The sequence below is a fragment of the Achromobacter sp. 46006 genome (assembly GCF_059761975.1).
In genome coordinates, this window is record NZ_JCBANN010000052.1 from 14976 (window position 1) to 40171 (window position 25196).

Here is a 25196-nt window from a genome sequence, read left to right on the forward strand (position 1 = left end):
AGGCTCGATGCCGGGCACGGCGAGCCGGACAGGCCCGGTCTACCCCGCGATGGCCTGGGCCAGTTTCTGGATGGACAGCGGCGCGCAGCCCTCGGCGTCATTGCTAACCGTCACGTAGGCCGGCTGCCCCGCGCCCGTAATGCCGCGGATCGTGCGCGCCAGCGCTTCGCGCGTGGGGAGATCCTCGCTGAGCAGGGCATTGAACGGATCATGCTTCTTCTGCGCGTCGGCATAACCGTATGCGCCGAAAACGCGGTTCAGGTTCCAGCGGCAGACCAGCGGCCCCGGCCAGAGCGCGCGCAGCATCGGCAATTGCGCGTCGATCGGCGGCATCTTGCCATGCAGCCCCAGGCAGAACGTGGCCCCATGCGCCTTGAGCGTATCGACCAGCGCCTGACCCAGCAGTTCCGGGTCGCGCACTTCCACGGCGACGATCACGGCATCATACGCGGACAATGCCTCCCGCACGGCGGCCAGCATGCGCCCCAGCTTTTCGAACAGCGATGCCGGGCGGCTCAGCATGCCCAGGGGCAACGGACTCAGCTGGAACACCAGGACGCCGAGCCTGGCCCCCAGGCCTTCGAGCGCCGGCCGCACGAAGTCCTGGACAGCCGCCGACGGATCGAGGAAAAGCGGATTGGCCTCGCGCGTCCTGCCTGCTTCGCCACGCACCTGGGCGTCGGTGACGCTGGCGGGACACTTGACGACGAAACGGAAATCCTCATCGACCTGCCCCGCATAAGCGGCGTACTGGCTCGCCGTCAACGGTTGCCAGAACGTGCGGTCCACGCAGACCGTGCGGAAAAGCGGATGCCGATGGTAGGCGCCCAGGCCATGCCTGGACAGCGTGCTCGAATCGTACTCGCCGTCCCAGACCAGCCCTTCCCAGCCGGGATACGACCAGGTGGAGACGCCAAAGCGCAAAGGTGCCGGCAACTGCTGCGCGAGCGCGCGCCATTCCTGCCCCGCGGGCGCGGGAAGCACTTTGGCCATGCCCCGGAGGGCGGAAAGCTCGGGGATGTCAGGAGACGCTGCCTGCCGCGAGGCGTTGGCCGGCGGCATCGGCAGCGCATCTCCGAAAAGATCGTCTTGCATGCTTGATGTACGGTCGCGGGAATGGGCTATAGGGTACTTGAATCCCACCGGAGCATTCGGGATGGATACCGAGTGCCGGGAAGCGACGCGCCGCCCCGATGGGGAATCAGGCACACGGTGCCGGAGCGAGCTCATGCAGGGAATCGGCGATGGAGCGGGTGAAGGGAATCGAACCCTCGTATGAAGCTTGGGAAGCTGCCGTTCTACCATTGAACTACACCCGCTCGGGTGTCGTGCTCCGGCGCAAGACCGGAGCAGAGGCAAGAATTATAGCCTGGGTTTTTCCTCCCCAGGCCACCGCCTTCAGTTCGCCGTGATCCCCGCCGCCTTCACCACCTTGCCCCACCGCTCGAGTTCGGCCTGGGTGTAGGCGCCCAGCGCCTTCGGCCCCATGAATTCGGCCTCGGCGCCCTGCTCGGCCGCCTTCTTGCGGAAGGCGTCGGTCTGCATGATCTTCTGGATTTCGCCGGCGATCTTGTCCACTACCGGCGCGGGCGTGTCCTTGGGCGCGTACATGGCGAACCAGGACGAAACGATCAGGCCGGGATAACCGGCCTCGGCCGCGGTCGGCACGTCCGGCAGCGACGCCAGGCGCGCGTTGCCGGTGACGGCCAGCGCGCGCAGCTTGCCGGCGGCGATCTGGCCCAGCAGCGGCGGCGGCGTGGTGATGGTCATGTCGACGGCGCCTCCCAGCAGGTCGTTCAGCGCCGGGCCGGTGCCCTTGTACGGGATGTGGGTGATCTGCGTGCCAGCCATCTGGTTGAGCAGTTCGGTGGCGACCTGCTGCAATGAACCATTGCCGGACGAGGCGTAATTGAGCTTGCCCGGGTTCGCCTTGGCGTACGCGACCAGGTCTTTCAGCGACTTGATCGGCAGGTCCGGACGAACCACCACGACCTGGGGCGCGGACAGCACATTGGCCACCGGCGCGAAGTCCTTGATCGGGTCCCAGCCGGAAGTCGGCGTGACGTGCGGGGTGATGACCTGGAACCCCGAATATTGCAGCAGCAGCGTGTAGCCGTCGGGCTTGGCGCGGGCCACGGCCTGCGCGGCGATGCCGCCGGAGGCGCCGGGCTTGTTCTCGACCACGACGCTCTGTCCCAGGGCCGCGCCCAGCGGCTGCGCAATGAGCCGGGCGGCGATGTCGGTGGTGCCGCCCGGCGCCGCCGACACGATCAGCGTGACGGGGCGATTGGGGAAATCCGCCTGCGCGTGGGCGGCGCCGTTGGCGGCCAGGCCCAGCGCAACGGCGGCGCAGACGCGTAGAACGGGAACGGGGCGGAAAGCGGTCATGAGGTTGTCTCCTTGCTGTTTTTGTAGGAAGCGCCCGGTGGCAGGCGCATGGTGTGAATCGGAAAAAGCGGTTATGCGGTTATGCGGTTATGCGGCCTGCGGCGCGGCGCCGAAGCGTTGCGCCAGCCATTCGGGCGGCGGATGCGCGGCCAGGCGCGGTCCGGCGCGCAGCAGCGCGATGGGCAGCTCGCGGCCGACCAGCGCGGGCAGCCCGCGCAGGATGGCGAACAGCGGTTCCAGCGACACCCCCGTCTTCACACCCATGCACTCGAACATGTGCACCAGTTCTTCGGTGTTGACGTTGCCGCTGGCGCCGGGCGCGTAGGGACAGCCGCCCAGCCCGCCCGCGGCGGCGTCGAAGCGGGTGATGCCGGCCTGCCACGCGGTGATGGCGTTGGCCAGGGCCATGCCGCGTGTATTGTGCAGGTGGGCGGTGAGCGCGATGCCCGGCAGGCGTTGCGCGGCCTGTGCGCACAGCTCGCCCACCTGGCTGGGATAGGCCATGCCGGTGGTGTCGCACAGCGTGATGCCACGGGCGCCGGCGTCGGCCAGCCTGGCCGCCAGATCCAGCACCTGTTGCGCCGGCACGTCGCCATCGAACGGGCAGCCGAACGCGGTGGAAAGCGACACGTTGCAGGGCGCGCCGGCGCGCGCGGCGGCGGCCAGCACCTGGCTGAGTTCGTCGAACGATTGCTGGCGGGTCATGCGCAGGTTGGCGCGGTTGTGCGTCTCGCTGCACGACATGACCAGGTTCATCTCGTCAACGCCGGCTTCCAGCGCCCGCTCCAGGCCACGGATATTCGGCACCAGCGCGGTATAGATCACGCCGGGCCGGCGGCGGATGCCCTGCATCACGGCGCCGGCATCGGCCAGCGCCGGAATCGCCTTTGGCGAGGTGAAGCTGGTGACCTCGATACGGGCGAAGCCGCAGTCGGACAAGGCATCGATGAAGGCGATCTTGTCTTCGGTGGGCACCATGCGGGCCTCGATCTGCAAGCCGTCGCGCGGACCGACCTCGTTTATCTCCAGGACGGGGGAACCGGTGTTCATGAATGCATCCTCGATGCCAGACAAAGTGAAGAGTGATGGCTCATGCAATTACGCCGCGCGCCCGCAGCGCCTCGCGCTGCTCCACGCTCAGCCCGGCCGAGGCCAGCACCGCATCGGTGTGCTCGCCCAGCGTCGGCGCGCGCTCGCGCACCGCGCCCGGGTTGGCCGACAGGCACGGAAACACCGCCGGCATGTCCACCGCGATGCCGCTGGCGGCTTCCAGGCGTGTGATGGCGCCGCGCGCCTGATAGTGCGGGTCGTGGGCGATGTCGGCCACCGAATAGATGCGGCCCGACGGCACATCGGCCTCGCGCATCGCCTGCAACACCTCGTCGATGGCGCGTTCGCCAGTCCAGGCGCCAATGGCCTGGTCGATTTCGGCCACGCGGCGGGCGCGGCCGTCGTTGTGCGCCAGCTCGGGATCGCGGCCCAGGTCGTCGCGGCCGATGCGCGCCATCAGACGTGCATAGATGGCGTCGCCGTTGCCCGCGATCAGCACGTAGCCGTCGCGGCACGGATAGGCGTTGGACGGCGCGATACCTGGCAGCGACGCGCCGGCCGGTTCCCGCACCGCGCCGAACACCGAATATTCCGGCAACAGGCTCTCGCTGAGATTGAACAGGCTCTCGTACAGCGCCGCGTCGATCACCTGCCCCTGGCCGCCACGGGCATCGCGCTGGTACAAGGCCAGCAGCACACCCAGCGCGCCATGCAGGCCGGCGATGGTGTCGCCCAGCGACAGGCCGGCGCGCACCGGCGCGCGGCCGGGCTCGCCGTTCAGGTAGCGCAGGCCGGCCATGGCTTCGCCGATGGCGGCAAAGCCCGGCTCGCGCGCCTTGGGGCCGGTCTGGCCGTAGCCCGAAATGCGCAACATGATCAGGCGCGGGTTCAAGGCGTGCAGGGTCTCCCACGACAGGCCCCACTTCTCCAGCGTGCCGGGACGGAAATTCTCGATCAGCACGTCGGCCTCGGCCGCCAGCTGGCGCACGATATCCTGGCCTTCGGGCTGGCGCAGGTCCACGCACACGGACTGCTTGTTGCGCGACTGCGCCTCCCACCACACCGAGGTGCCCTCGTGCAGCAGGCGCCACTTGCGCAGCGGATCGCCCTGCCCCGGCGGTTCGATCTTGACGACCTGCGCGCCGAAGTCCGCCAGCGTCTTGGCGGCGAACGGCCCCGCGATGAGTTGTCCGAGTTCCAGCACGCGTATGCCGGCGAGTATCTGCCCTGCCATGTCGCCTCCCGGGCGCATCCAACCGATGATGGCGGGCAGTGTGCGTCATCGGCCGCGGCGGCGGAATGGACGATTCGGGAAAGGGGCATTCCCGGATCGAGAAAGCCCGGCGCGGCGGCCGCGCCCCGCCCAGGCAGGGCAACCGATTGCCGGCCGCCACGGAGCACTTTCTCGTGTGAACAGGCCTCTAGGCCGTGCCCGGGCCCTGCGCGCCGCGCAGATGCGCCAGCAGCAGCCGCGCCGCCACCGGCAGCGCGTCGGCGTCGCGCACCCCCAGCAGCAGCCAGCGGCGCGCCCAATCGTCGGCCAGCGGAATCAGCCGGATGGGCATGGAGCGCGCGTGCGGCTCGGCCGCCAGGCGCGGCAGGATGCCGACTCCGCGCGTGGCGGCCACCATGCGGCAGATGGCGTCGAAGCTGCGCACCTGGATGCGCAGCCGCATGTCGCGGCCCAGCCGGCCGCTCTCGTCGGCCAGGCGGGTGGCCAGCGAGGTGGCGGGCGGCAGGCCGACGTAATCGTAGGCCAGGGTATCGGCGAACGCCACGCTGGCCTGGCGCGCCAGCGGATGGCGCTGCGGCACGATCAGCACCAGCTCGTCGAGCCGGTAAGGCACGGTGGCCAGACCCGCCGCCGGCGTGCGGTCGGCGAACACGCCGATGTCGGCGCGGTTCTCCAGCACGGCGGTGACGATGTCGCTGCTGTTCTGCTCTTCCAGGTCGATGCGCACCGCGGGATGCGCCTCCATGAAGGACGCCAGGTCTTCCGGCAGGAATTGCGTCAGCGACGAGGTATTGGCGGCGATGCGCACCTGCCCGCGCACCCCTCGGGCATAGTCCGACAGCGTGCCGGCCATCTGCTCGACTTCCTGCAGCACCCGCAGGGCATGCACCAGGCAGGCCTGGCCGGCCTCGGTCAGCTCGACGCCGGCCGCATTGCGGTACAGCAGCTGGGTATCCAGCGCCGCCTCCAGGTCCGAGATCCGCTTGCTGGCCGCGCCCACCGCCAGGTGCGACTGGCGCGCGCCGGCCGAGATGCTGCCCTGGCGGGCCACCGAGACGAAAAGCGAGAGCGTGACGAGGTCGATGCGGGCGATATTCATGGCGGACGGGCGGCGCCAGGCGGGCGCCGCGGCTGCACTATAGCGCGGCCCGCCTCCGTCACCGCCCCCCAGGGCGGTCGCGGGCAATAAGTCCCTATTTAATCCGCAAGGCGGACTGCAGCCCGGCGGGGCTGCCACTACAATCCCGCCTATGACAACGAACAGCTTTGGGAATCCTCCCGTGAACACCCCCGCAACACCCGGCAACCCCGACGCGCCCGCGCCGGTTTCCCCCCAGACCGAAGCCGCGCTGGCCAGCGCCGCGCACGCCCCCAACAGCCCGGGCGCCACCCATATCCGCAGCTTCGTGCATCGCCGCGGCCACATCACCCAGGGTCAGCAGGCCGCGCTTGAGCAACTGCTGGGCAAATGGTCGATTCCCTACGCCGCCCGGCGCCTGGACCCGGCCGCCGCCTTCGGCCGCGAAGCGCCGACGGTGCTGGAAATCGGCTTCGGCATGGGCGAGACCACCGAGAAGATCGCGCTGGCCCGTCCCGGCGACAACTTCCTGGGCGTGGAAGTGTTCAACGCCGGCGTCGGCTCGCTGCTGCGCCGCATCGAGGATTCCAGCATCCCCAACCTGCGCATCATCCAGCACGACGCGGTCGAGGTCGTGCGCGACATGATCGCGCCGGACTCGCTGGCCGGCGTGCACATCTACTTCCCCGACCCCTGGCCCAAGAAGCGCCACCACAAGCGCCGCCTGATCCAGCCGCCGTTCATCGCGCTGCTGGCCAGCCGCATTGCGCCAGGCGGCTACATCCATTGCGCCACCGACTGGGAAGACTACGCGGTGCAGATGCTCGACGTGCTGGGCAACGAGCCGCAACTGAAGAACACCACGGACGGCTACGCGCCGCGCCCCGACTACCGCCCCCTCACCAAATTCGAGAACCGCGGCCTGCGCCTGGGCCACGGTGTCTGGGACCTGATATTCAAGCGAGTCGCCTGATGCTCTACCCCGCGATCGAACCCTACCGCCACGGCATCCTGGATACCGGCGACGGCCACCAGGTCTACTGGGAACTCTGCGGCAATCCGCAGGGCAAGCCCGCCGTGTTCCTGCACGGCGGCCCGGGCAGCGGCTGCTCGCCGGTGCATCGCCAACTGTTCGACCCGCGGCGCTACAACGTGCTGCTGTTCGATCAGCGCGGCTGCGGCCGCTCGACGCCGCACGCCGGCCTGGACAGCAACACCACCTGGCACCTGGTGGCCGACATCGAGCGCCTGCGCACCGAAGTCATGGGCGCCGACCAGTGGCTGGTGTTCGGTGGCTCGTGGGGCTCGACGCTGGCGCTGGCCTATGCCGAAACGCATCCGCAGCACGTCAGCGAACTGGTGGTGCGCGGCATCTTCACGCTGCGCCGCGCCGAGGTGCAATGGTTCTACCAGGAAGGCGCGTCGTGGCTGTTCCCCGATCGCTGGGAAGAGTACCTGGCCCCCATCCCCGAAGCCGAGCGCGGCGACCTGGTGGCGGCCTACCACAAGCGCCTGACGGGCGATGATCCCGCCGAGCAACTGCGCGCCGCCAAGGCCTGGAGCAAATGGGAAGACAGCACCATCACGCTGCTGCCCAGCCCGCGCCACCAGCAGAGCCACGCCGCCGACCGCGCCGCGCTGGCCTTCGCCCGCATCGAAAACCATTATTTCGTCAACGCCGGCTTCATGGAAGAAGGCCAGTTGATCCGCGACGCCCACAAGCTGCGCGGCATCCCCGGCACCATCGTGCAGGGCCGCTACGATGTCTGCACGCCCGCGCGCAGCGCCTGGGACCTGCATCGCGCCTGGCCCGAGGCCGAATTCCACATCGTGCCCGACGCGGGCCACGCCTTCGACGAACCCGGCACGCTGGCGCGCCTGATCGCCGCCACCGACGCCTACGCCAAACGCTGAGGAGACCGACCCATGCACATCACCCTGAACGGCGACGCCCGTGAATTTCCGCTCGACACCACGGTGAACGAACTGCTTGAAACGCTGGGCTATGCCGGCAAGCGCGTGGCGGTGGAACGCAACGGCGAAATCGTGCCCAAGAGCCAGCACGCACAGACCGCGCTGGCCGATGGCGACCAGATCGAGATCGTGGTGGCGGTGGGCGGGGGTTGAAGCGGCATTACGCCTCCCCCCTGCGAAAGATCGAATATCGCAAAAAGGGCTGCAGCAATGCAGCCTTTTTTCATCAATCTGACGGCGGACTAGCAACCTGTTACACGTTAACCCCTCGCCTGGCGGCAACGGCATGGGCCATAAGGGTCATAATCGTTGTGCTGGGGTTCCAGGGCGACACCATCGTCGGCACCGTGCGCAGGATATCCGCGGGCCGCGCGCCCTGACACGCATCGCTCTTTCTCTCACCGCTACATAGACAAAGGAAACACGATGGGTCTGCTCAATTTCATCAAGGACGTTGGAGAAAAACTCTTCGGTGCCAGCGAAGCCAAGGCGGCGACGCCCGATGAACTGAAGAAGGAACTCGACAAGCACGGCCTGAACGCCGATGGCCTGCAGATCTCGGTGGAAGGCGACAAGGTCACCGTCACCGGCGAGGCCGCCAACACCGAGGCCGCCGAGAAGATCGCGCTGGCGCTAGGCAACACCGTCGGCGTGGCCGCGGTGGACAACCAGTTGAAGGTCAAGCAGGCCGCGCCCGAGGCCAAGATGTACACGGTGCAGAAGGGCGACAACCTGTGGAAGATCGCCGAGGCGCAATACGGCAAGGGCCAGGGCGCCAAGAACACCCTGATCTTCGAGGCCAACAAGCCGATGCTGACCAGCCCCGACAAGATCTACCCGGGCCAGGTGCTGCGCATCCCGCCCCTGTCGTAAGGCCACGAAACAGAATGGGCCCTTGCGGGCCCGTGTCGCGGCGCAGAACCCCCTGCCTGCCGCGATGATTTGGCCAGGCGCAACGCCTGGCCATTTTTTTGGTGGAAATCCCGGGGACAAGCGCCGGCAGTCAGCGGCAGCCCCGAGGGACCGCCCCCGCCGCCGGGCACCGCCGCGCCGGTCAGCCTTTCATGAAGCGGCCCATGCCCTTCATGCCGCCCATGGCGCGCATCATCTTGGCCATGCCGCCCTTCTTCATCTGCTTCATCATGCCCTGCATCTGCTCGAATTGGGCCAGCAGGCGGTTGACTTCCTGCACCGGCACGCCCGAACCGGCCGCGATGCGGCGCTTGCGCGAGGCCTTGATGAGTTCCGGCTTGGCGCGCTCGGCCGCCGTCATGGAATTGAGGATGCCCTCGGTGCGGCGCAGTTGCTTTTCCGCCTGGCCGCCCTGCAGCTGGCCGGCGGCCTGCTGGAACTGGGCCGGCAGCTTTTCCAGCAGCGAGCCCATGTCGCCCAGCTTCTTGACCTGGCCAAGCTGGTCGCGGAAGTCGTTCAGGTCGAACTTGTTGCCCGACTTGATCTTGGCCGCCAGCTTCTGGGCTTCGGCGATGTCGATGTTCTTCTGGGCCTGCTCGACCAGCGAGACGATGTCGCCCATGCCCAGCACGCGCTGCGCCATGCGCTCGGGGTAGAACGGCTCCAGGCCGTCGAGCTTTTCCGAGACGCCGACGAACTTGAGCGGCTTGCCGGTGACGTGGCGCACCGACAGGGCCGCGCCGCCGCGGGCGTCGCCGTCCAGCTTGGTCAGCACCACACCGGTCAGCGGCAGCGCCTCGGCGAAGGCGCGGGCGGTGTTGACCGCGTCCTGGCCCTGCATGGCGTCAACCACGAACAGCGTTTCGACCGGCTTGACCAGGTCATGCAGCGCGCGGATCTCGCGCATCATGGCTTCGTCGATGCCCAGGCGGCCGGCCGTGTCCAGGATCAGCACGTCGTAGTGGTGGCGACGGGCATGATCGACCGCGTTGCGGGCGATGTCCTCGGGCTTCTGGCTGGGATCACTCGGCAGGAAATCGACGCCGACCTGCGCCGCCACGCTCTTCAACTGGTCGATGGCGGCCGGACGGTAGACGTCGGCGGACACCACCAGCACCTTCTTCTTGCCGGTCTTGCGGCCGTGCTGGGTGTGCTGGCCTTCGCTCAGCCAGCGGGCCAGCTTGCCGGTGGTGGTGGTCTTGCCCGCGCCCTGCAGGCCGGCCATCAGGATGACGGCGGGCGGCTGCACCGCCAGCGACAGTTCGCCGGAATCGGCGCCCAGGTCTCCGCCCATGAGGGCGGTCAGTTCCTTGTGGACCACGCCGACCAGGGCCTGGCCGGGGCTGAGGCTGCTGGCGACTTCTTCGCCCAGCGCCTTTTCCTTGACCCGGGCCACGAAATCGCGCACCACGGGCAGCGCCACGTCGGCCTCCAGCAGCGCCATGCGCACTTCGCGCAGCATTTCCTGGGTGTTGGCCTCGGTCAGGCGGGCTTCGCCGCGCAGCGTCTTGACGACGCGCGACAGGCGTTGAGTTAGGTTATCGAGCATGAGAGGCGTTTCCGCTTAAACTAGTTGATTGAACGGTGGCCGCAGGCGCGGATTGCGCACTGTCGGGCGGCATGCGCCCCCAGGCCCCATCCAGACAACGGTTTCTATGTCACTAGGCATTGTATTTCACACAGCGGCCGCCTTGGCGTACGCCGTGCTGGGAGGGTCCCTCTGGATCCGCCTGGCCGGCGCCGGCGAAGTCGAACAGACGGGCAAGGTCGCCCGGCTGTGCCTGCTGGGCGCCCTGGTTCTCCATGGAATCGGGCTGCAGCAATCCATGCTGGGAGCCCCGCACCTGTTCATCGGCTGGGCGCTGGCCCTGTCGGCCGCCGTCTGGCTCGGCATGGTGGTCTTCTGGCTCGAAAGCCTGGTGGTGCGCATCGACGGCCTGCAACTGCTGCTGCTGCCCGCCGCCACCCTGGCCAGCGGCCTGGCCGCCCTGTTTCCCCAAGGACAGTTCGTGCCCCACGCCAACAACGCCTGGCTGCGCGTGCACCTGCTGATCGCCCTGGCCGCCTACGGCCTGATCACCATCGCCGCCCTGCACGCCATGCTGATGGCGCTGCTGGACCGCCACCTGCACCGCCCCCTGGACGCCCCCGCCGAGCGCAGCATCATCGGCCGCGTGCTGGACTCGCAGCCGCCGCTGCTGGTGCAGGAACAACTGCTCTTCCGCATCATCTGGATCGGCTTCGTGGTGCTGACGCTGGCCGTGGGTTCCGGCTCGATCGCATCCATGAAGCTCACCGGCCAGATCCTGCCGTTCGACCACAAGACCGTCTTCACCCTCTTGTCCTGGCTGACCTTCGGCGTGCTGCTCGCCGGCCGCCACATCTGGGGCTGGCGCGGCCGCGTCGCCCTGCGCTGGACCCTGACGGGGTTCGGATTCCTGATCCTGGCCTACACCGGCAGCCGGTTCGTGCTGGAAGTCATTCTGCATCGAGGCTGACGTGGGCAAACTGCTGTTCTGGATCGTCATCATCATCGGCGTGCTGTTCGTGGCGCGCATCGCCGGCCGCATGGCCGCCGCCCGCCAGGAACCTCCAACGGGCGCCAAGCCGCGTGGCACGGCCAGCCCGCCCGCCGCTGGCGCGCCCGAGGCCATGGTCCGCTGCGCCCACTGCGGCATCCACCTGCCGCGTTCCGAAGCCTTGCTGCAAGGTGGCCGGACTTGGTGCAGCCAGGAACACGCCCGGCTGGGACCGGCGCCGAAATAAAAGGCTGGTCTGAACGACTGGCCGGCCCGCATTTACCGGCCAGCCGCCAGCCCAGCCCGCTAACCCGCCACGGGAAGCTCGCCCACCACAGCGCGCACGACAGCGCCGCCCCCCGGAGGGCCCGCGCCCCGCATTCGCCCCCTTTTTTACACACGCGGCATAATGCATGTTGGATACCAACCTGCTTTCGTCCCATGCCTCTGCTTCTGGATCGACACGGCTGGCTGGCGCCGGCCCCGGGCGTTTCCCGACTGCCCTCCCCCAATTGCGACGCGCGTCCCCACGGCGCCCAGGTGTCGCTGCTGGTGCTGCACAACATCAGCCTGCCGCCCGGCCAATTCGGCGGCCCCGAGGTGGCCGGCCTGTTCCTGAACACGCTGGACTACGGCTCGCATCCGTGGCTGGAACGCCTGCGCGGCCTGCGGGTATCGGCGCATTTCTTCATCCGCCGCGACGGCCGCATCGTGCAGTTCGTCTCCACCGACGCGCGCGCCTGGCATGCCGGCGTGTCGCGCTTCGCCGGACGCGAGCGCTGCAACGACTTCTCCATTGGCATCGAGCTGGAAGGCACCGACACCCTGCCCTACACTGACGAACAGTACCTTGCCCTGCGCCGGCTGACGCCGGTGCTGCGCGCACGCTACCCGCTGGCGGCCGCCTGGGGCCACGAACACATCGCGCCGGGCCGCAAGACCGACCCGGGGCCCGCTTTCAACTGGACGCGCTTCGGGCGCGACAGCGGCTTTGCGCGGCGGCAGTTGCCGCCCGTCTGACCCTTACAAGGACCGGTTATGTTGAAGATCTGGGGACGGCTGACGTCCGTCAATGTGCAGAAAGTGATGCTGGCCGTGCGCGAACTGGCGCTGCCGCACACCTTCATCGAGGCCGGCGGCCCGTTCGGCGTGGTCGACACGCCCGAGTACGCCAAAATCAACCCCAACCGCACCGTGCCCGCCATCGACGACGGCGGTTTCGTGCTGTGGGAATCGAACGCCATCGTGCGCTACCTGGCCGCCCGCTACGGCGCCGGCACCCTGTGGCCCGAGGACGTCTGCCTGCGCGCCGACGCCGACCGCTGGATGGACTGGCAGACCACCGAATGGCAGGGCGCCATGGGCCCGGCCTTCCTGGGCCTGGTCCGCACGCCGGAAGCCAAGCGCGACCACGCCGCCATTGACCTGTCGGTCAAGCGCAGCAATGCCCGCGCCCAGATTCTGGACCAGGCGCTGCAAGGCCGCGAGTTCATCGCCGGCCGCCACCTCACCATGGGCGACATCGCCCTGGTGTGCTCGGCGCACCGCTGGCTGGCGCTGCCGATCGAGCGGCCGGACACCCCGGCGCTCTCGGCGTGGTACCGGCGCGTGATGATGCGACCGGCGCCGCAGGGGGTGTTGACGTTGCCGTTGGAGTGAGGGGAAAGCGTCCCGACATCGTGACCTCGATGGATAACATGGCGGCGCTGAACAGCCATCCAAAGACAGAAACGGCCAACACTGTCCACGACAGTATTGGCTTCACGGTCGTGGCACGACTATCTCCCGCGCCAGCCGACCCGCGCCTTGATCTTGGCAAACAGGAAGGCGAAATTTACTGCCCACGCCGCAAACGCGACGATGACGACCGACCATATCAGGGCCGGGCTCAATCGGGATGCGCCATCAAGCTTTGAAAATGCCAGGGCGGCGACAGCGGGCAGCAGAAAGATGTTAGGCACGATCAGGGCATAAGACATGCTTCTGCCGATCAACATCACCCGTTTCCTGAACGGGGGCCGTGGATAGAGCGAAACCGGCAGTGTCTTGATGAACCTGTCGTGCCGAACATAAAAGAAAGCGGCCGCCACTGCTGCAAGCAGCAGCGCCGTCCAGCGATACCCCGCGGTGAACGCAGGAGAGATGCCAAAGACCGAAGCCGCGAATAACTCCGCGTACAACCGCCGGATGGAACGCATGGCGGCCTCGTCCACGTGGTATCCGAGCGCATGACCATCCCGTCTACCGTAATAGTAGATTGTCGTGCCGTCTTCCTTGGTCTCGAACAAGCCGGTGTATGTAAAACCCGAACGCATCACTATCTCCAGAACCCGTGCATCCCATATATCTCCGTTTAACCGAAGAACAGATTGTCACCATCGAGATAGGGGTAATTGGCGCCGACCACCCCAGCTATCATCCATCCATACGGCGTGGAAGGATCGGTGTAGTTTGTATACTCAATGAATAAGTCCGCGGTTCCGTCTCCGGTCCTGTCTCCCTCCAATCGCACGGTGGATGCCCACCACCAACCGCTATCGTCATGGTGAGTAACGGGCCATTCAATTCCGTGATGGTCCTCGGTCACATATCGAAGTTCTCCAGCATGCCCGGTGAACTTGCCAGTTCCGATGAACCGCATGGCCTGATGCCCTGCGGTACTCAGATCGCCATCCAGATTTGAAAAATCCAACACATCCGGCTCGATCCGCAGCCCCCCAAATCCCCCCATATAAGCGGGTTGGTAGTGTTTGAGGTTGAAATCGCGCGCTTCGCGAGCCGTGGTCAGCCCGTGGATGAACTTTGTCGTAATTTCCCCGGTGCCGGGGTCTGCGAAATCGCCATCGTTGAAGACGATGCGATTGCCGCCGCCGTGCACGACGAAGGTGTCGTTGCCGCCACGGCCAGTGAAAGTCATTCCTCCAAGTACATCGCCGACAAAAATGTCGTCATGGTCACTGCCGATGACATAGTCGATATTGCGATATTCCTCCTCGCTCCATGAGCTCATAGAACCGGATTTCAACGCCACAGGTGCGTACCCACGGAGTTTCCCAAGGGCGTTCTCATGGGTGAGGAAATGGTGATTGATTTCATAGTTCTTCAGCCCAAGCGCGTTGGCCCGATCCGCTATCCACTTGTCCATGCGATCGTTGCCATTCACAGTGATATCGACACCCCATTCACTTAAGGAGAAGTCCAGCACGTTGTAGCCATCCGGATTGCCGACAACCTTGTTGGACCATTCATCGTCGTTTCCCGGCATGAACCAGTTGATTGCATCGCCGCCCGCCATTTCGCTCGGAGTGTCGTCGCCGATGAACAGATAAGACTTCCCATCCTCCCCCACGAATGACTTCACGCCATTCTCCGGCTCGATGTCGGCATAGTGCACAATCTCTGGCGGCGTCCGCAGGACTGAACCATTACCGTTGGCCTCAATACCTGGGTCATCGCCACTCACAATCCTGTCTGCGACGTCCGCAAGAATTGCGGGCAGGATCGCCGCAGCATCTGGATAGTCATCCGGATGCGCGCCTATTTCCTTCATAGCCAAATAAAGCTGGTAGTCGGAAAAAATCGTAACGTCATCATTAAAAGGCGGTACCTCGCCTTGCGCCGGCGAGCCAGCCTCAACGTTTGCTGGAGGTGCCTGATGATCGCCTTCATCAGGTGATGGCGTTGTCGCCGTGGGGGTCTCCCCTGCGGCCGATATATGCTTTTCGGCACCAGCAAGGGCATCGTTGATGAGCTTGGCGGCCTCCCCTTTCAGTCCAAGCGTATCCAACAGCGTCGAAACGCCGATGTTGATGGCAATGGTCGCAACGGCGGCGGGCCCCTCGATAGCAATGAGCGCACCGGCCAATCCGGCCAGCGCACCGGCGATCATCGCGCTGACCGCTACGGATGCCACCTCCGAGCCCACTGCAACTTTGGGATCCGTGCCAGAAGCGATGTCTTTTTGGATTGCGCTCCAACTGAAGACGCTCTGCATAAAGTAAGCATGGGTACGCGCCATCGCCTTGAGAATCTTGAAGGAGGACTCGTCCAGACTGCTTTTCAGCAAGTCTTGCATGTACCCCAACACTTTTCCCGTCTCCGGAATAAGCGCATTGACCAACGGTTCCACCATCCCGCGCGTCGTCTTCGGATCGTGGTAATACCTCGATTCCTGGCTGTAGTGCGAAAAGTAATACGCTTCCTTTTGGTTGAGAATCTGCGCGATGTACCACGCGGGAACGATCCGGGGCGTCGAGAAGTAAGACCAGCCGATGCCGTCCCACAGCCCAGACCCTAATCCACCGCCCCAACTCGGCGGCTCGGGCGGCCAAGTGCCATAAACGGTGACGGGGGCAAGCGTAGGCGTAGGCATGATGCGGCTCCTGATCACGGATCATCAATAGCCGCCCGCAGGCACGCGGGCGACCGTCTATAGACATAAACGGTTGAGCCGCGATTTACAGTAAAAAAAAGCCGCAATTCAGACCAGTTCTCAGACACGGGCCCGCGTCCCGCGATCCGGAGCATGTCGCCGCAATCGCGGAGACCCCATCTGACGCGCTACTCCACCCAGGGCGTGCTCGCCCAGATCTTCCGCAGCCGCCCATCATCCTGCTTCAGGCGTTCCTGCCACTGCGGCCCATCCAGGTAATCCATCTCGGTGAACTGCTGCTTCATCTGCGCCTGGAACTCCGGATTCGCGGCGACCTTGCCCAACGCCTGGCGCAGCTTCTCGGCGACATCCGCCGGCAAGCCCTTGGGCGCGACAATGCCGCGCTCGGAGGCGAACACCAGGTTCACGCCCAGTTCCTTGAAGGTCGGCACGTCCGGCCCCAGCGGCGAGCGCGTCTCGCTGGCCTGGGCCAGCACGCGCATGTTCTTGCCGTGGTAGGGCATGACTTCGCCCAGGTTCAGGCCGCCGATCACGGTGTGCCCGCCCAGCACCGAGCTGCGCAGCGGCCCCGCGCCGTTGTAGGGCACGTGGTTGAGCCTGGTGCCCGTCAGGTTCTGGAACAGCACCAGCGCCAGGTGATCATCGGTGCCCACGCCGGTCGAGCCATAGCTGATCGAACCCGGCTTCTCGCGCGCCGCCTTGATCAAGGCGTCCAGCGTCTGGTACGGACTGTCGGCGGCGACGCTGAAGGCACTGGGATCGCGCACCAGGTTGGCCAGGTAGGTGAAGTCGGCCGTGGTGAAGCCGGCCTTGCGTTCGATCGGCAGCGACACCAGCCCGGGCATGTTGGTCATCGCCAGCGTATAGCCGTCGGGCTTGGCGCGCGCCACGTACGACAGCGCGATGGCGCTGGACGCTCCCGGCTTGTTCTGCACCACGATGGTGGTGCCCAGCTCCTTTTCCAGGAACACCGCCAGCGAACGCGCCGTCAGGTCGGTGCCGCCGCCGGGCGCGAAGCCCACCACCAGTTCGATGGGATGGTCGGGCCAGGCCCAGGCCGGCCATGCGGCGCACAGCGCGGCCACGGACAGCGCGGCGCGAGCGGCCGCCTTGCGTGAAAAGAACATGGTTGTCTCCTGTTTGGGTAGTGCTGTTGTTATGCGTTGTGACTGGCCGGAAATGCCGGCCGGTCACGCGGGACGGCTGCGACGGCCGCCCCGGGTCAAACTGTTCCCTAACCGACCTTCCCCCCTTCCTGCGCCTCGCGCCACGCCAGCAGGCGCGTCACGCCTTCGGCCATGCCCACTTGCGGCTGCCAGCCGATCTGTTGTCCCGCCAGATCGTGCGGGATATGGAAAGCGCCGCCCGAGGTCAGGCGCACGGTGCCCGGAGGGTCCGGCCGGATCTCCGGTTCCAGGTCGCTCTTGCAGTAGTCGAGCACCAGCCGCACCAGTTCACCGGTGGTGATGGGCGCCGGGCCGGACACGTTCACCGCGACATCGGTAGCGTCGCTCTGGAACGCGGCGACGTTGGCGCGCGCCACGTCCGAGACATGCACGAAGTGCTTGGTGTCGGTGCCGTCGCCGGGCAGCACGGGACGCTCGCCCTGACGCACGCGGTCATAGGTCTCCATGATGTATAGCGAATTCGCGGCGCGGTAGTGCTGGCGCTCGCCATACACGGTGGAATAGCGCAACACCACATAGTCCAGCCCGCACTTCTGGAAGTACTGGCGGCACAGCTGTTCGCCCATGATCTTGGAAGCGCCGTACAGGATCGCCGCGGGCGGCGCGCCGACGGAATGGAACGGGCCGTTCTCGACCAGCGCGCCCGCGATGCCGCTGCCGTAGCCATAGACCGCGTTGGACGAGGCGAACACGAACTTCTTCACCTTGTTGGCGCGGCACGCTTCCAGCATGTTCTGCGCGCCGCGGATGTTCACGTCCACCGCTTGCCACGGCGTCTGCGCGAAGCCCAGCGTCATGTAGGCGGCCAGGTGCAGCACGCCATCCACGCCTTCGGTCGCGGCCAGCAGGTCGGGCAGGCGCATCAGGTCGCCGCGCACCACTTTCACGCGCGGATTGTCTTGCAGGTGGGCGATGGCCTCGGGCGTGCCAAAGGCGAAGTTGTCCAGCAGGATCACCTCGCGCACGCCGGCGGCCAGCAGCGCGTCGGCAGTGTGCGAGCCCACCAGGCTGGCGGCGCCGGCGATCAGGATGCGGGCATCGGCCAGCGGCAGCGCCGCGCTTTTCTTGTCGGTCGTCATGTGATTCACAGTCCCATCGGTTGATTGTGCATGCCCCAGTACAGGCTCTTGACCTGGCTGTAGAGGCGCAGGCCATGCAGGCCCTTCTCGCGGCCGATGCCGCTGGCCTTGAAGCCGCCGAACGGCGTGGCGATATGCGATTGCTTGTAGGTGTTGATCCAGATGGAGCCCGCCTCGATCTCGCGCGCCACGCGCCAGGCGCGGGCGTAGTCGCCGGTCCACATGCCGGCGGCCAGGCCGAAGGGCGTGTCGTTGGCCTGCTCGATCACGTCCTCCTCGTCCTCGAACGGCAGCGCCACCAGCACCGGCCCGAAGATCTCCTCCTGGCAGACGCGCGCGCCATTGCCAAGGCCGTCTATCACCGTGGGCAGGTAGAACCAGCCGTTGGCCAGCTCGGCGCGATCCGGCGCGGCGCCGCCGACCAGCACGCGGCCGCCTTCGGCGCGGCCGATGTCGACATAGCCGGCGACCTTGTCGCGATGCGCGCGCGACACCAGCGGCCCCATCTGCGTGGCTGGATCATCGGGCAGGCCCACGCGCACCTGGCGCGTGCGTTCCACCAGCGCCTCCATGAAGCGGCCATAGATGGACTTCTGCACGAACAGGCGCGAACCGGCCACGCAGCTTTGCCCGGCCGAGCCGAAGATACCCGACACCACGCCGGCCACGGCGCGGTCCAGGTCGGCATCATCGAAAACGATGTGCGGCGACTTGCCGCCCAGTTCCAGGCCCACGGGAATCAGGCGCTGCCCGGCGATGCCGCCGATGGCCCGGCCAGTCTCGGTGCCGCCGGTGAACGACACCATGCGCACGCCGGGATGCTTGACCAGCGCGGCGCCGACGTCTTCGCCGTGGCCCGGCAGCACCGTCAGCAGCCCTTCGGGCAGGCCGGCCTCGGCACAGATGCGCGCCAGCTCCAGCGCCAACTGGGGGGTTTCCTCGGACGGTTTTAGCAGCACCGCGTTGCCGGCCGCCAGCGCCGGCGCGGCCTTCTGCGCCTCGTTCATGATGGGCGAGTTCCACGGCGTGATGGCCGCGATCACGCCGAACGGCTCGGCCAGCGCCATCGAAAAATACTCGCCGCGCGGCGAGGTCATCTCGTTCTGCCAGGTCTCGCACACCGCGGCGTAGTAGCGGAAATGCCCGGCCGCGCTGTCGACCATGTGCAGGCATTCCTTCCACGGCTTGCCGCTGTCGATCATCTGCAGCCGCGCCAGCGGCTCGCGTTCGGCGGCCAGGCGACGACCGATCTCGTACAGCGTGGCGGCGCGCTGGTCGGGGCGCAGCTTGCGCCACGGCTGGCGCTGGAACGCGTCCCAGGCGATGGCGACGGCGGCATCCACGTCGCGCGGCAAGGCGCGCGTGACGATGCCGGCCACGCTGCCGTCGGCGGGATTGATGGAGGTGATGACGGCGTCGCCGTCCTGGCCGTGGCGCCATTCGGCGCCCAACCGGAAGGGCTTTGGGCTCGATGCTTGCATAAGGTCGGGGCAATCCAGAGGTCTCGGTAGACGCATCATCGGCCGGTCGACTATTAGGCACAATTCGATATTTTTCTTATATTCTTAGTCTATGGCTATGAATATCAAGTACCGGTCGCTCAAGGCCTTCCTGCTGGCGGTCGACACCGGCTCGTTCACCCACGCCGCCAGTCAGCTCGGCGTGACGCAGCCCTCGTTCACCGCGCTGATCCAGGACCTGGAGGACGTGCTGGGCCTGCGCCTGTTCGAACGCACCACCCGCAGCATCAGCCTGACCTCGGCCGGGCAGGACTTCCATGCCCGCGCGCAGCGGCCCATCGCCGACCTGGAGGAAGCCTATCGCAGCCTGGCCGACCTGGCGGCGGTGCGGCGCGGCAACGTCACCCTGGGCGCCCTGCCCTCGACCGCGCTGGCGCTGCTGCCCGTGGCGGTCGGCGCGCTGCGCCAACTGCATCCGGCGCTGAAGGTGCGCGTGGTCGAGGCCCACAACGACGAACTGGTGGCCATGCTGCGCACCAACCAGATCGAGTTCGCCGTTGGCACGCTGGCCGAGCCGACGCCGGACCTGTCGTTCGCGCCGCTGGCACAGGATTGCTTCTGCGCCATCTACCCGGCCGGCCATGCCCTGGAGAAAAAGCGCGGCCCGCTGCACTGGCGCGACGTGCTGCGCTATGACCTGATCCTGCTGTCGCAAGGCTCGAACGCGCGCCAGCAGTTCGACCGCGCGGTGCGCGAGGAAACCGGCTCGCCCGCCACCGCGCTGCGCTATGACGTGACCAACATGGGCACCGCCGCCGGCATGGTGCGCCAGGGCCTGGGCGTGAGCGTGCTGCCGCGCCTGGCGCTGCCGGAATTGAACCTGTCGGGACTGCGCGCGGCGGCGCTGTGCGACGCCTCGGCGCGCCGCGCCATCGGCCTGCTGCATCGGCGCGACCGCTCGCTGTCGCCGGCCGCTCAGGCGCTGGCGGCGCAGCTGGAAACGGCCATGGACCAGATCGCGGGGCGGCTGTTGCCGTTGCCGCCCGTGAAGTGAGCCGGCCGCTTGCGCCTGTCAGCCAGCGTAAGCGGCCAGGAAGGCGGGCACGGCGAATGACGAACCGCGCCACGCCAAGCCGCCGCGACCTGTCGCGCGGTCGCGGGGGCCTTCTCGGCCGCGGCTTCCGTTCAAACGCGGGATCAGCCCGCCGCGAACAGCGCGCCGATGCGCGCCACGTCTTCATCGTCCAGCACCCCCGCCTGCCAGCGCAGCGTCAGCCACGCCAACAGGTTGTCGTAGCGCGCGCGGTCCAGTTCGCGCAGCGCCTCGAAGCGCTGGCGCTCCGCGTCCAGCACGTCCAGGTTGGTGCGCTCGCCGCCCAGCACGCTGCGCCGCGTGGCCTGCACGCGCAATGCGGCGGCCTCGGCGGCCTGCCGGTAGGCCGCGATGCGTGCGCGGCTGCTGGCAAAGGTATGGAACTGCCGCGTCAGGTCATCCAGCAACGCCCACGTGGCGGCATCGAGCTTGTGCTGCGCTTCTTCCAGCTCGGCCAGCGCCTGGCCGCTGGCCGCCGACGTGCGCCCGCCGGAATACAGCGGAATGCTGACCTCGATGCCCACCGAACCGGTGTCATAACGTTGCCCGATCTGGTTCTCGCCATTGGAATGCGTCAACTGCTTGCGGGCCACCAGCCTGGCCGTCGGCAGATGTCCCGCGCGGGCGGCCTCGTAGCGCTGGCGGCTGGCTTCCAGCAAGTGCCGCTGCGCCAGCAATTCGGGGTTGCTTGCCAGCGCCAGCTCGCGCCACGCCGGCAGGTCGCGCCCCTCCACGGCCAGCCCGGCCAGCGCGGCGGCCCGCAAGGGAGCCAGCGGTTGCTCGGCCAGCGCCCGGCCGACAATCGCGGCCAGCGCATTGCGCGCATCGCGCAACTTGTCCCGCGCCTCGATCTCCTGCGCCTGCACCACGCGGGCGCGCGCCTCGATCTCCAACTGATCCGTGCGCGTGCCCTGGCCCGCCGCCACGAAGCGTTCGCTGCGGCGCGCGTCCTCCTGCAATGAACGGCCCTGCGACTGCGTCAATGCCAAGGCTTGCTGCGCGTAGAGCACGGCGGTATACGCCTGCAGCACGCGCACCGCCAGCGCCTGGCGGGCGCGCTGCAACGTCAATCCCCCCGCCTCGGCGCGCTCGCGCCCGGCCCGGTACTGCGCAAAGGCCGCCGCGTCGAACAACGGCTGGCTCAACGTGAAGCCAGAGGCGGAGCTGGCATAGCGCGACCGTTGCTCCAGTGCGCCAAACCGCGTCTCCTGGCGCGACGACGTATCGTTGCGGGCGCCGCTGTAGTGGTAGCTCAGGATCGGCAGCAAGCCGCCACGCCCCAGCGCCTCTTCCTGCGCATCGGCCCGCTCGCGGGCCTGCGCGGCCTGCCAGGTGGGATCGGACGCCAGCGCCATCGTGTACGCCTGCTGAAAATCCAGCGCCTGCGCCGCCCCCAACGCGGGCAGCAACAGCGCCCCCACCAACATCCACGCCGCCGCGCGCCCGCCCCGCCAACGATTCATGCGTCCCCCCACGCCAGCCGCGCACGGTCGAGCAAGGGCTTGAACAGATAATTCAGCAGCGAGCGCTCGCCCGTGCGCACGAACACCTCCACCGGCATGCCGGCGCGCAGCGGCGCATCGCCAATGCGGCGCAACTGACCCGGCGCCACATCGGCGCGCAGGCGATAGTAGGGACGACCGTTGCGGTCATCATCGAACCGGTCCGCCGACACCAACGTCACGGTGCCTTCCAGTCGTGGCGTGCGGCTGGCATCAAAGGCGGTGAACATCAGCTCGACCGGCAGGCCTGTGCGCACCTTGTCGATGGACTCCACCGGCAAGCGCCCCTCGACCACCAGCGGCACGTCCTCGGGCACGATCTCCATCAGGCGCGAACCCGGCTGCACCACGCCGCCCACCGTGTGCGCGGTCAGCGCCACCACGGTGCCGCTGACCGGGGCGCGGATCTCGCTGTGCGCCAGATCGAATTCCGCCGCCGCCAGTTTCTGCGTCAACTGTTCGCGCTGCACGCGGGTCTCCGCCAGATCGGTGCGCACCTCGCGCTGGAATGCGTCGCGGCGTTGCTGGCCGCGCAGCGCCAGTTCCGCGATCTGCTGGCGGGTCTGGCCCAGCGCGCCCATGTCCGAGGCCATGTCACCGTCCAGTTGCGCCAGGCTGCGCTCCAGGTCCAGCACCCGGTTGCGCGGCACGTAGCCTTCGCGCGCCAGATCGCGCAGGTTGCCGACCTGTTCCCGCAACAGGGTGCGTTGCGTGCGCTTGTGCGCCAAGGTCGATTCCAGGCCGGCGGCCAGGGCCCGGCTGCCGGCCAGCGTCGCGTCGATGCCAGCCAGCTCGCCCGCCAGCGTCGCCCGCCGGCTGGCGAACAGTTGGCGCTCCATCGCGTAGGCGGCGGCCGCTTCGGCGTTCGCTTGGGCATCGGGCGGCGCAAGATCATCGCGGCCATCGCGCTCGGCCAGCAGGCGCGCTTCGCGGGCCATGACCGCTGCCTGCTGCGCGCGCAGGCTTTGCGCCTCGCCACGCACCCGGGTGTCGTCCAGCCGCACCAGCGCCTGGCCGGCCCGGACCTGGTCGCCTTCGGTCACCAGCAAGGCGCTCACCACGCCGCCCTCGATGCTGTCCACCGCCTGCCGCTCGCCGGTCACGACCACGATGCCGGGCATCGCCACGCCGTTGTCCAGCGGGGCCCATGCCGCCCACGCCAGGAAACCGCCAAAGCCCAGCGCCAGCACCCACCAGCCGAAGCGGGCCGACCAGCCGCCATGGTCTTCGGTATCGACCGCGCCCGCATCGCCCTTGTTCAGCTCGGGCCGCAACACCACCACCCGATTGCCCGCGGCGCGCCCCGTCATGCCTTGCCTCCGAAGATTCGCCCCGCAAACGCGCCACCGGCCAACGGATAGACCTGCGCCGCTGACCCGCCCGGGCGCGTCTGTGCCGGCGAGCCGGCCACGCCGGACGCTGACGCCTCCGTCGCGCCGGCCATCGTCGCCGCACGGCCGCCCGGCTCGGCGGATGCCGTTGGCGGTGATGGCCTCGCCCCGGGCGCCCCCTCGGGCCCCGGCCGCAACACGTCATGGGTGGCGCCGAAGCGCTGCGCGCGGCCATCGCGCAGCAACAGCAAGTGCGTGGTCGCCGCCAGCACCTTAGGCCGGTGCGTCACCAGCACCACCGTCGCGCCGATCTCGCGCAGCCGGCCCAACGCATCGAGCAAGGCCTGCTCGCCCGCGTCGTCCAGGCTGGCGTTGGGTTCATCCAGCACCACCAGGCGCGGGGTGCCGAACAACGCTCGGGCCAGCGCGATGCGCTGGCGCTGCCCGCCCGACAATCCCTGGCCTCCGGCGCCCAGCGGCGTGTCATACCCGCGCGGCAGGGCCAGGATCATGTCGTGCGCGCCGGCCAGCCGCGCCGCATCGATCACCCGCCGGGCCAACCCCTCGCCATCGCTGTCCGGCCCAGGAAAGCGCGCGATGTTCTCGGCCACGGTCCCGGAGAACAACTCCACGTCCTGCGGCACATAACCCAGCCACTCACCCAGCCGCGCACGGTCCCATTGCTTCAGGTCGGCTCCATCCAGCCGCGCCGTGCCCAGGCGGGCCGGCCACACACCCGCCACCAATCGGGCCAACGTCGACTTGCCCGCGCCCGACGGGCCGACCACGCCCAGCACCTGCCCCGGCTCCAGCGCGAACGACACGTTCACCAGCGTCGGCTGCGCCGCGCCCGGCGGTGTCACCGTCACGCCCTCCAACCGCAACGCGCCCGTCGGGTCGGGCAGCGTCAGGCCCGTCGACGGCTTCGGATACGTCGTCAGCAGTTCCTGCAGGCGCCGCCACGCCAGCCGCGTGCCCGCCCATTGCCGCCAGGCACCGATCACCTGATCGATCGGGCTGAGCACGCGCCCCATCAGGATCGAGCCCGCAATCATCATGCCGGCGCTGACATGGCTTTGCAGCACCAGCCACGCGCCCAACCCCAGCACCAGCGATTGCAGCGCCATCCGCACCGTCTTCGACAGGCTCGCGATCATCGCCGAGCGCTGGCTGGCCAGGCCCTGGCGCCGTACATAGCCCACATGCAGCCGCTGCCAGCGCGCGCGCAACCGGTCCAGCATGCCCATGGCCTGGATGGCTTCGGCATTGCGCAGTTGCCCTTCGGCCTCCACCCCGGCCCGCACCGACAACCCGCCCGCCTCGGCCAACAGCTTGCGCGACACCTGCTCGTTGAGCCACGCCAGCGCCACCAGGATGATGGTTCCCGCCAACGCCAGCGTGCCCATCCAGGGATGGAACAGGAACATCACCAGCAGGAACAGCGGAAACCACGGCGCGTCGAAGAACGCGAACACCGCGCTGCCGGTCAGGAACTGGCGCACGGTGTTCAGGTCGTTGACCGCCTGCCCCGCATTGGCGGGCATGCCCGCCAGGCCGCGCTGGAACGCCGCTTCGTGCACGCGCCCGGACAGCGCCGCGTCAAAGTGCGCGCCGATCTGGATGATGACGGCGCTGCGCGCGTAATCCAGCGCGCCCATCAGCGCGAGCAAACCGACGATCATCAGGCTCAGCATCACCAGCGTGAAGACGTTGCCGGACGCCAGCACGCGGTCATAGACCTGCAGCATGTACAGCGACGGCGCCAGCATCAGCAGGTTGGCGGCGACACTGAACGCGGCCACGCTGTACCAGCCCCTGCGAAAGCGCGCCAGGAGCGATTTGATCTCCAGCGCGCCCCCTTCCGGTGCCGCGCCCGCGCGCTTCTGGTCTTGCTGCATGGTGGTGTGTCCTTGTCCGGCTGGAGGGCCGGGAGTTGCGGAATGAATAAACAAAAAGACGTTCGCGGGGGGGGTTCGGGGTTGTTTTTTTTACATAT

At 67.7% G+C, this 25196-nt stretch carries 23 protein-coding genes and 1 tRNA gene; 9 read left to right on the forward strand and 15 right to left on the reverse strand.

Features of this window, described 5'->3' with window-relative positions:
- Nucleotides 1–39: 39 nt before the first annotated feature.
- From AC6LKG_RS20565 to AC6LKG_RS20590, 6 genes are all read right to left on the reverse strand, one after another.
- Nucleotides 40–1095 carry a DUF72 domain-containing protein gene (locus AC6LKG_RS20565; RefSeq protein ID WP_498167528.1) on the reverse strand — a complete coding sequence of 352 codons (1056 nt, stop codon included), beginning with the start codon at nt 1093–1095 and terminating at the stop codon, nt 40–42.
- Between the two features lie 150 nt (nt 1096–1245).
- Nucleotides 1246–1319: transfer RNA gene (locus tag AC6LKG_RS20570), tRNA-Gly, on the reverse strand.
- A gap of 79 nt (nt 1320–1398) precedes the next feature.
- Nucleotides 1399–2388, reverse strand: a complete 990-nt coding sequence (locus tag AC6LKG_RS20575; protein ID WP_498167530.1) for a Bug family tripartite tricarboxylate transporter substrate binding protein — start codon at nt 2386–2388, stop codon at nt 1399–1401.
- 87 nt (nt 2389–2475) lie between these two features.
- Nucleotides 2476–3438 (reverse strand): hydroxymethylglutaryl-CoA lyase, encoded by a 963-nt coding sequence (locus tag AC6LKG_RS20580; protein ID WP_498167533.1) that lies wholly within the window; start codon nt 3436–3438, stop codon nt 2476–2478.
- Nucleotides 3439–3478: 40 nt separating this feature from the next.
- Nucleotides 3479–4672, reverse strand: coding sequence for a CaiB/BaiF CoA transferase family protein (locus AC6LKG_RS20585; RefSeq protein ID WP_498167535.1), 1194 nt, complete (start codon nt 4670–4672; stop codon nt 3479–3481).
- 187 nt (nt 4673–4859) lie between these two features.
- Nucleotides 4860–5771: a LysR family transcriptional regulator gene (locus tag AC6LKG_RS20590; RefSeq protein ID WP_498167538.1), complete on the reverse strand. Its 912-nt coding sequence runs from the start codon at nt 5769–5771 to the stop codon at nt 4860–4862.
- Nucleotides 5772–5952: 181 nt separating this feature from the next.
- On the opposite strand from AC6LKG_RS20590, the gene trmB reads away from it, so the two are divergent.
- The 4 genes from trmB (at nt 5953) to lysM (ending at nt 8597) form a co-directional block, all read left to right on the forward strand.
- Nucleotides 5953–6723 carry a tRNA (guanosine(46)-N7)-methyltransferase TrmB gene (gene trmB, locus AC6LKG_RS20595; protein ID WP_498167540.1) on the forward strand — a complete coding sequence of 257 codons (771 nt, stop codon included), beginning with the start codon at nt 5953–5955 and terminating at the stop codon, nt 6721–6723.
- Nucleotides 6723–7664, forward strand: a complete 942-nt coding sequence (gene pip / locus AC6LKG_RS20600) for a prolyl aminopeptidase (RefSeq protein ID WP_498167542.1) — start codon at nt 6723–6725, stop codon at nt 7662–7664. Before trmB ends, pip begins: the two co-directional genes overlap by 1 nt.
- A gap of 12 nt (nt 7665–7676) precedes the next feature.
- Nucleotides 7677–7877, forward strand: a complete 201-nt coding sequence (thiS, locus tag AC6LKG_RS20605) for a sulfur carrier protein ThiS (RefSeq protein ID WP_498167544.1) — start codon at nt 7677–7679, stop codon at nt 7875–7877.
- Nucleotides 7878–8150: 273 nt separating this feature from the next.
- Nucleotides 8151–8597 (forward strand): peptidoglycan-binding protein LysM, encoded by a 447-nt coding sequence (gene lysM, locus AC6LKG_RS20610; protein WP_498167545.1) that lies wholly within the window; start codon nt 8151–8153, stop codon nt 8595–8597.
- 181 nt (nt 8598–8778) lie between these two features.
- Here the strand turns inward: lysM and ffh are convergent, their stop codons facing one another.
- Nucleotides 8779–10185 carry a signal recognition particle protein gene (gene ffh, locus AC6LKG_RS20615; RefSeq protein ID WP_049076369.1) on the reverse strand — a complete coding sequence of 469 codons (1407 nt, stop codon included), beginning with the start codon at nt 10183–10185 and terminating at the stop codon, nt 8779–8781.
- 106 nt (nt 10186–10291) lie between these two features.
- Here ffh and AC6LKG_RS20620 point away from each other — a divergent pair, with 106 nt between their 5' ends.
- The 4 genes from AC6LKG_RS20620 to AC6LKG_RS20635 all read left to right on the forward strand — a co-directional run bounded on the left by AC6LKG_RS20620 (nt 10292) and on the right by AC6LKG_RS20635 (nt 12814).
- On the forward strand, nt 10292–11134 hold the full coding sequence (locus AC6LKG_RS20620) for a cytochrome C assembly family protein (protein WP_498167546.1): 843 nt from the start codon (nt 10292–10294) through the stop codon (nt 11132–11134).
- A 1-nt stretch (nt 11135) separates the two neighbouring features.
- A complete protein-coding gene (locus AC6LKG_RS20625) occupies nt 11136–11402 on the forward strand; it encodes a PP0621 family protein (protein WP_498167548.1) in 267 nt (88 codons plus the stop codon).
- A 194-nt stretch (nt 11403–11596) separates the two neighbouring features.
- Nucleotides 11597–12175, forward strand: coding sequence for a 1,6-anhydro-N-acetylmuramyl-L-alanine amidase AmpD (ampD, locus tag AC6LKG_RS20630; protein ID WP_498167550.1), 579 nt, complete (start codon nt 11597–11599; stop codon nt 12173–12175).
- A gap of 18 nt (nt 12176–12193) precedes the next feature.
- Nucleotides 12194–12814, forward strand: coding sequence for a glutathione S-transferase family protein (locus AC6LKG_RS20635; protein ID WP_498167551.1), 621 nt, complete (start codon nt 12194–12196; stop codon nt 12812–12814).
- 119 nt (nt 12815–12933) lie between these two features.
- On the opposite strand, the gene AC6LKG_RS20640 is transcribed toward AC6LKG_RS20635, so the two are convergent.
- From AC6LKG_RS20640 to AC6LKG_RS20660, 5 genes are all read right to left on the reverse strand, one after another.
- Complete coding sequence (locus AC6LKG_RS20640; protein ID WP_498167552.1) at nt 12934–13470, reverse strand: hypothetical protein; 537 nt, start codon at nt 13468–13470, stop codon at nt 12934–12936.
- A gap of 38 nt (nt 13471–13508) precedes the next feature.
- Nucleotides 13509–15527 carry a hypothetical protein gene (locus tag AC6LKG_RS20645; protein WP_498167554.1) on the reverse strand — a complete coding sequence of 673 codons (2019 nt, stop codon included), beginning with the start codon at nt 15525–15527 and terminating at the stop codon, nt 13509–13511.
- A 188-nt stretch (nt 15528–15715) separates the two neighbouring features.
- Nucleotides 15716–16675, reverse strand: coding sequence for a tripartite tricarboxylate transporter substrate binding protein (locus AC6LKG_RS20650; protein WP_006385748.1), 960 nt, complete (start codon nt 16673–16675; stop codon nt 15716–15718).
- A gap of 107 nt (nt 16676–16782) precedes the next feature.
- On the reverse strand, nt 16783–17814 hold the full coding sequence (locus AC6LKG_RS20655; RefSeq protein WP_498167557.1) for an NAD-dependent epimerase/dehydratase family protein: 1032 nt from the start codon (nt 17812–17814) through the stop codon (nt 16783–16785).
- A 5-nt stretch (nt 17815–17819) separates the two neighbouring features.
- Nucleotides 17820–19295: an aldehyde dehydrogenase gene (locus tag AC6LKG_RS20660; protein ID WP_498167560.1), complete on the reverse strand. Its 1476-nt coding sequence runs from the start codon at nt 19293–19295 to the stop codon at nt 17820–17822.
- Nucleotides 19296–19392: 97 nt separating this feature from the next.
- Between AC6LKG_RS20660 and AC6LKG_RS20665 the strand changes: the two genes are divergently transcribed.
- A complete protein-coding gene (locus AC6LKG_RS20665; protein ID WP_498167562.1) occupies nt 19393–20328 on the forward strand; it encodes a LysR family transcriptional regulator in 936 nt (311 codons plus the stop codon).
- 143 nt (nt 20329–20471) lie between these two features.
- On the opposite strand, the gene AC6LKG_RS20670 is transcribed toward AC6LKG_RS20665, so the two are convergent.
- Genes AC6LKG_RS20670 through AC6LKG_RS20680 form a run of 3 tightly spaced genes read right to left on the reverse strand, consistent with a single transcriptional unit; the run spans nt 20472 to nt 25098 of the window.
- Nucleotides 20472–21830 (reverse strand): TolC family outer membrane protein, encoded by a 1359-nt coding sequence (locus AC6LKG_RS20670; protein ID WP_498167564.1) that lies wholly within the window; start codon nt 21828–21830, stop codon nt 20472–20474.
- On the reverse strand, nt 21827–23179 hold the full coding sequence (locus AC6LKG_RS20675) for an HlyD family type I secretion periplasmic adaptor subunit (protein ID WP_498167565.1): 1353 nt from the start codon (nt 23177–23179) through the stop codon (nt 21827–21829). The genes AC6LKG_RS20670 and AC6LKG_RS20675 overlap by 4 nt, the downstream gene beginning before the upstream one ends.
- A complete protein-coding gene (locus tag AC6LKG_RS20680) occupies nt 23176–25098 on the reverse strand; it encodes a type I secretion system permease/ATPase (RefSeq protein WP_498167568.1) in 1923 nt (640 codons plus the stop codon). The genes AC6LKG_RS20675 and AC6LKG_RS20680 overlap by 4 nt, the downstream gene beginning before the upstream one ends.
- Nucleotides 25099–25196: the final 98 nt, after the last annotated feature.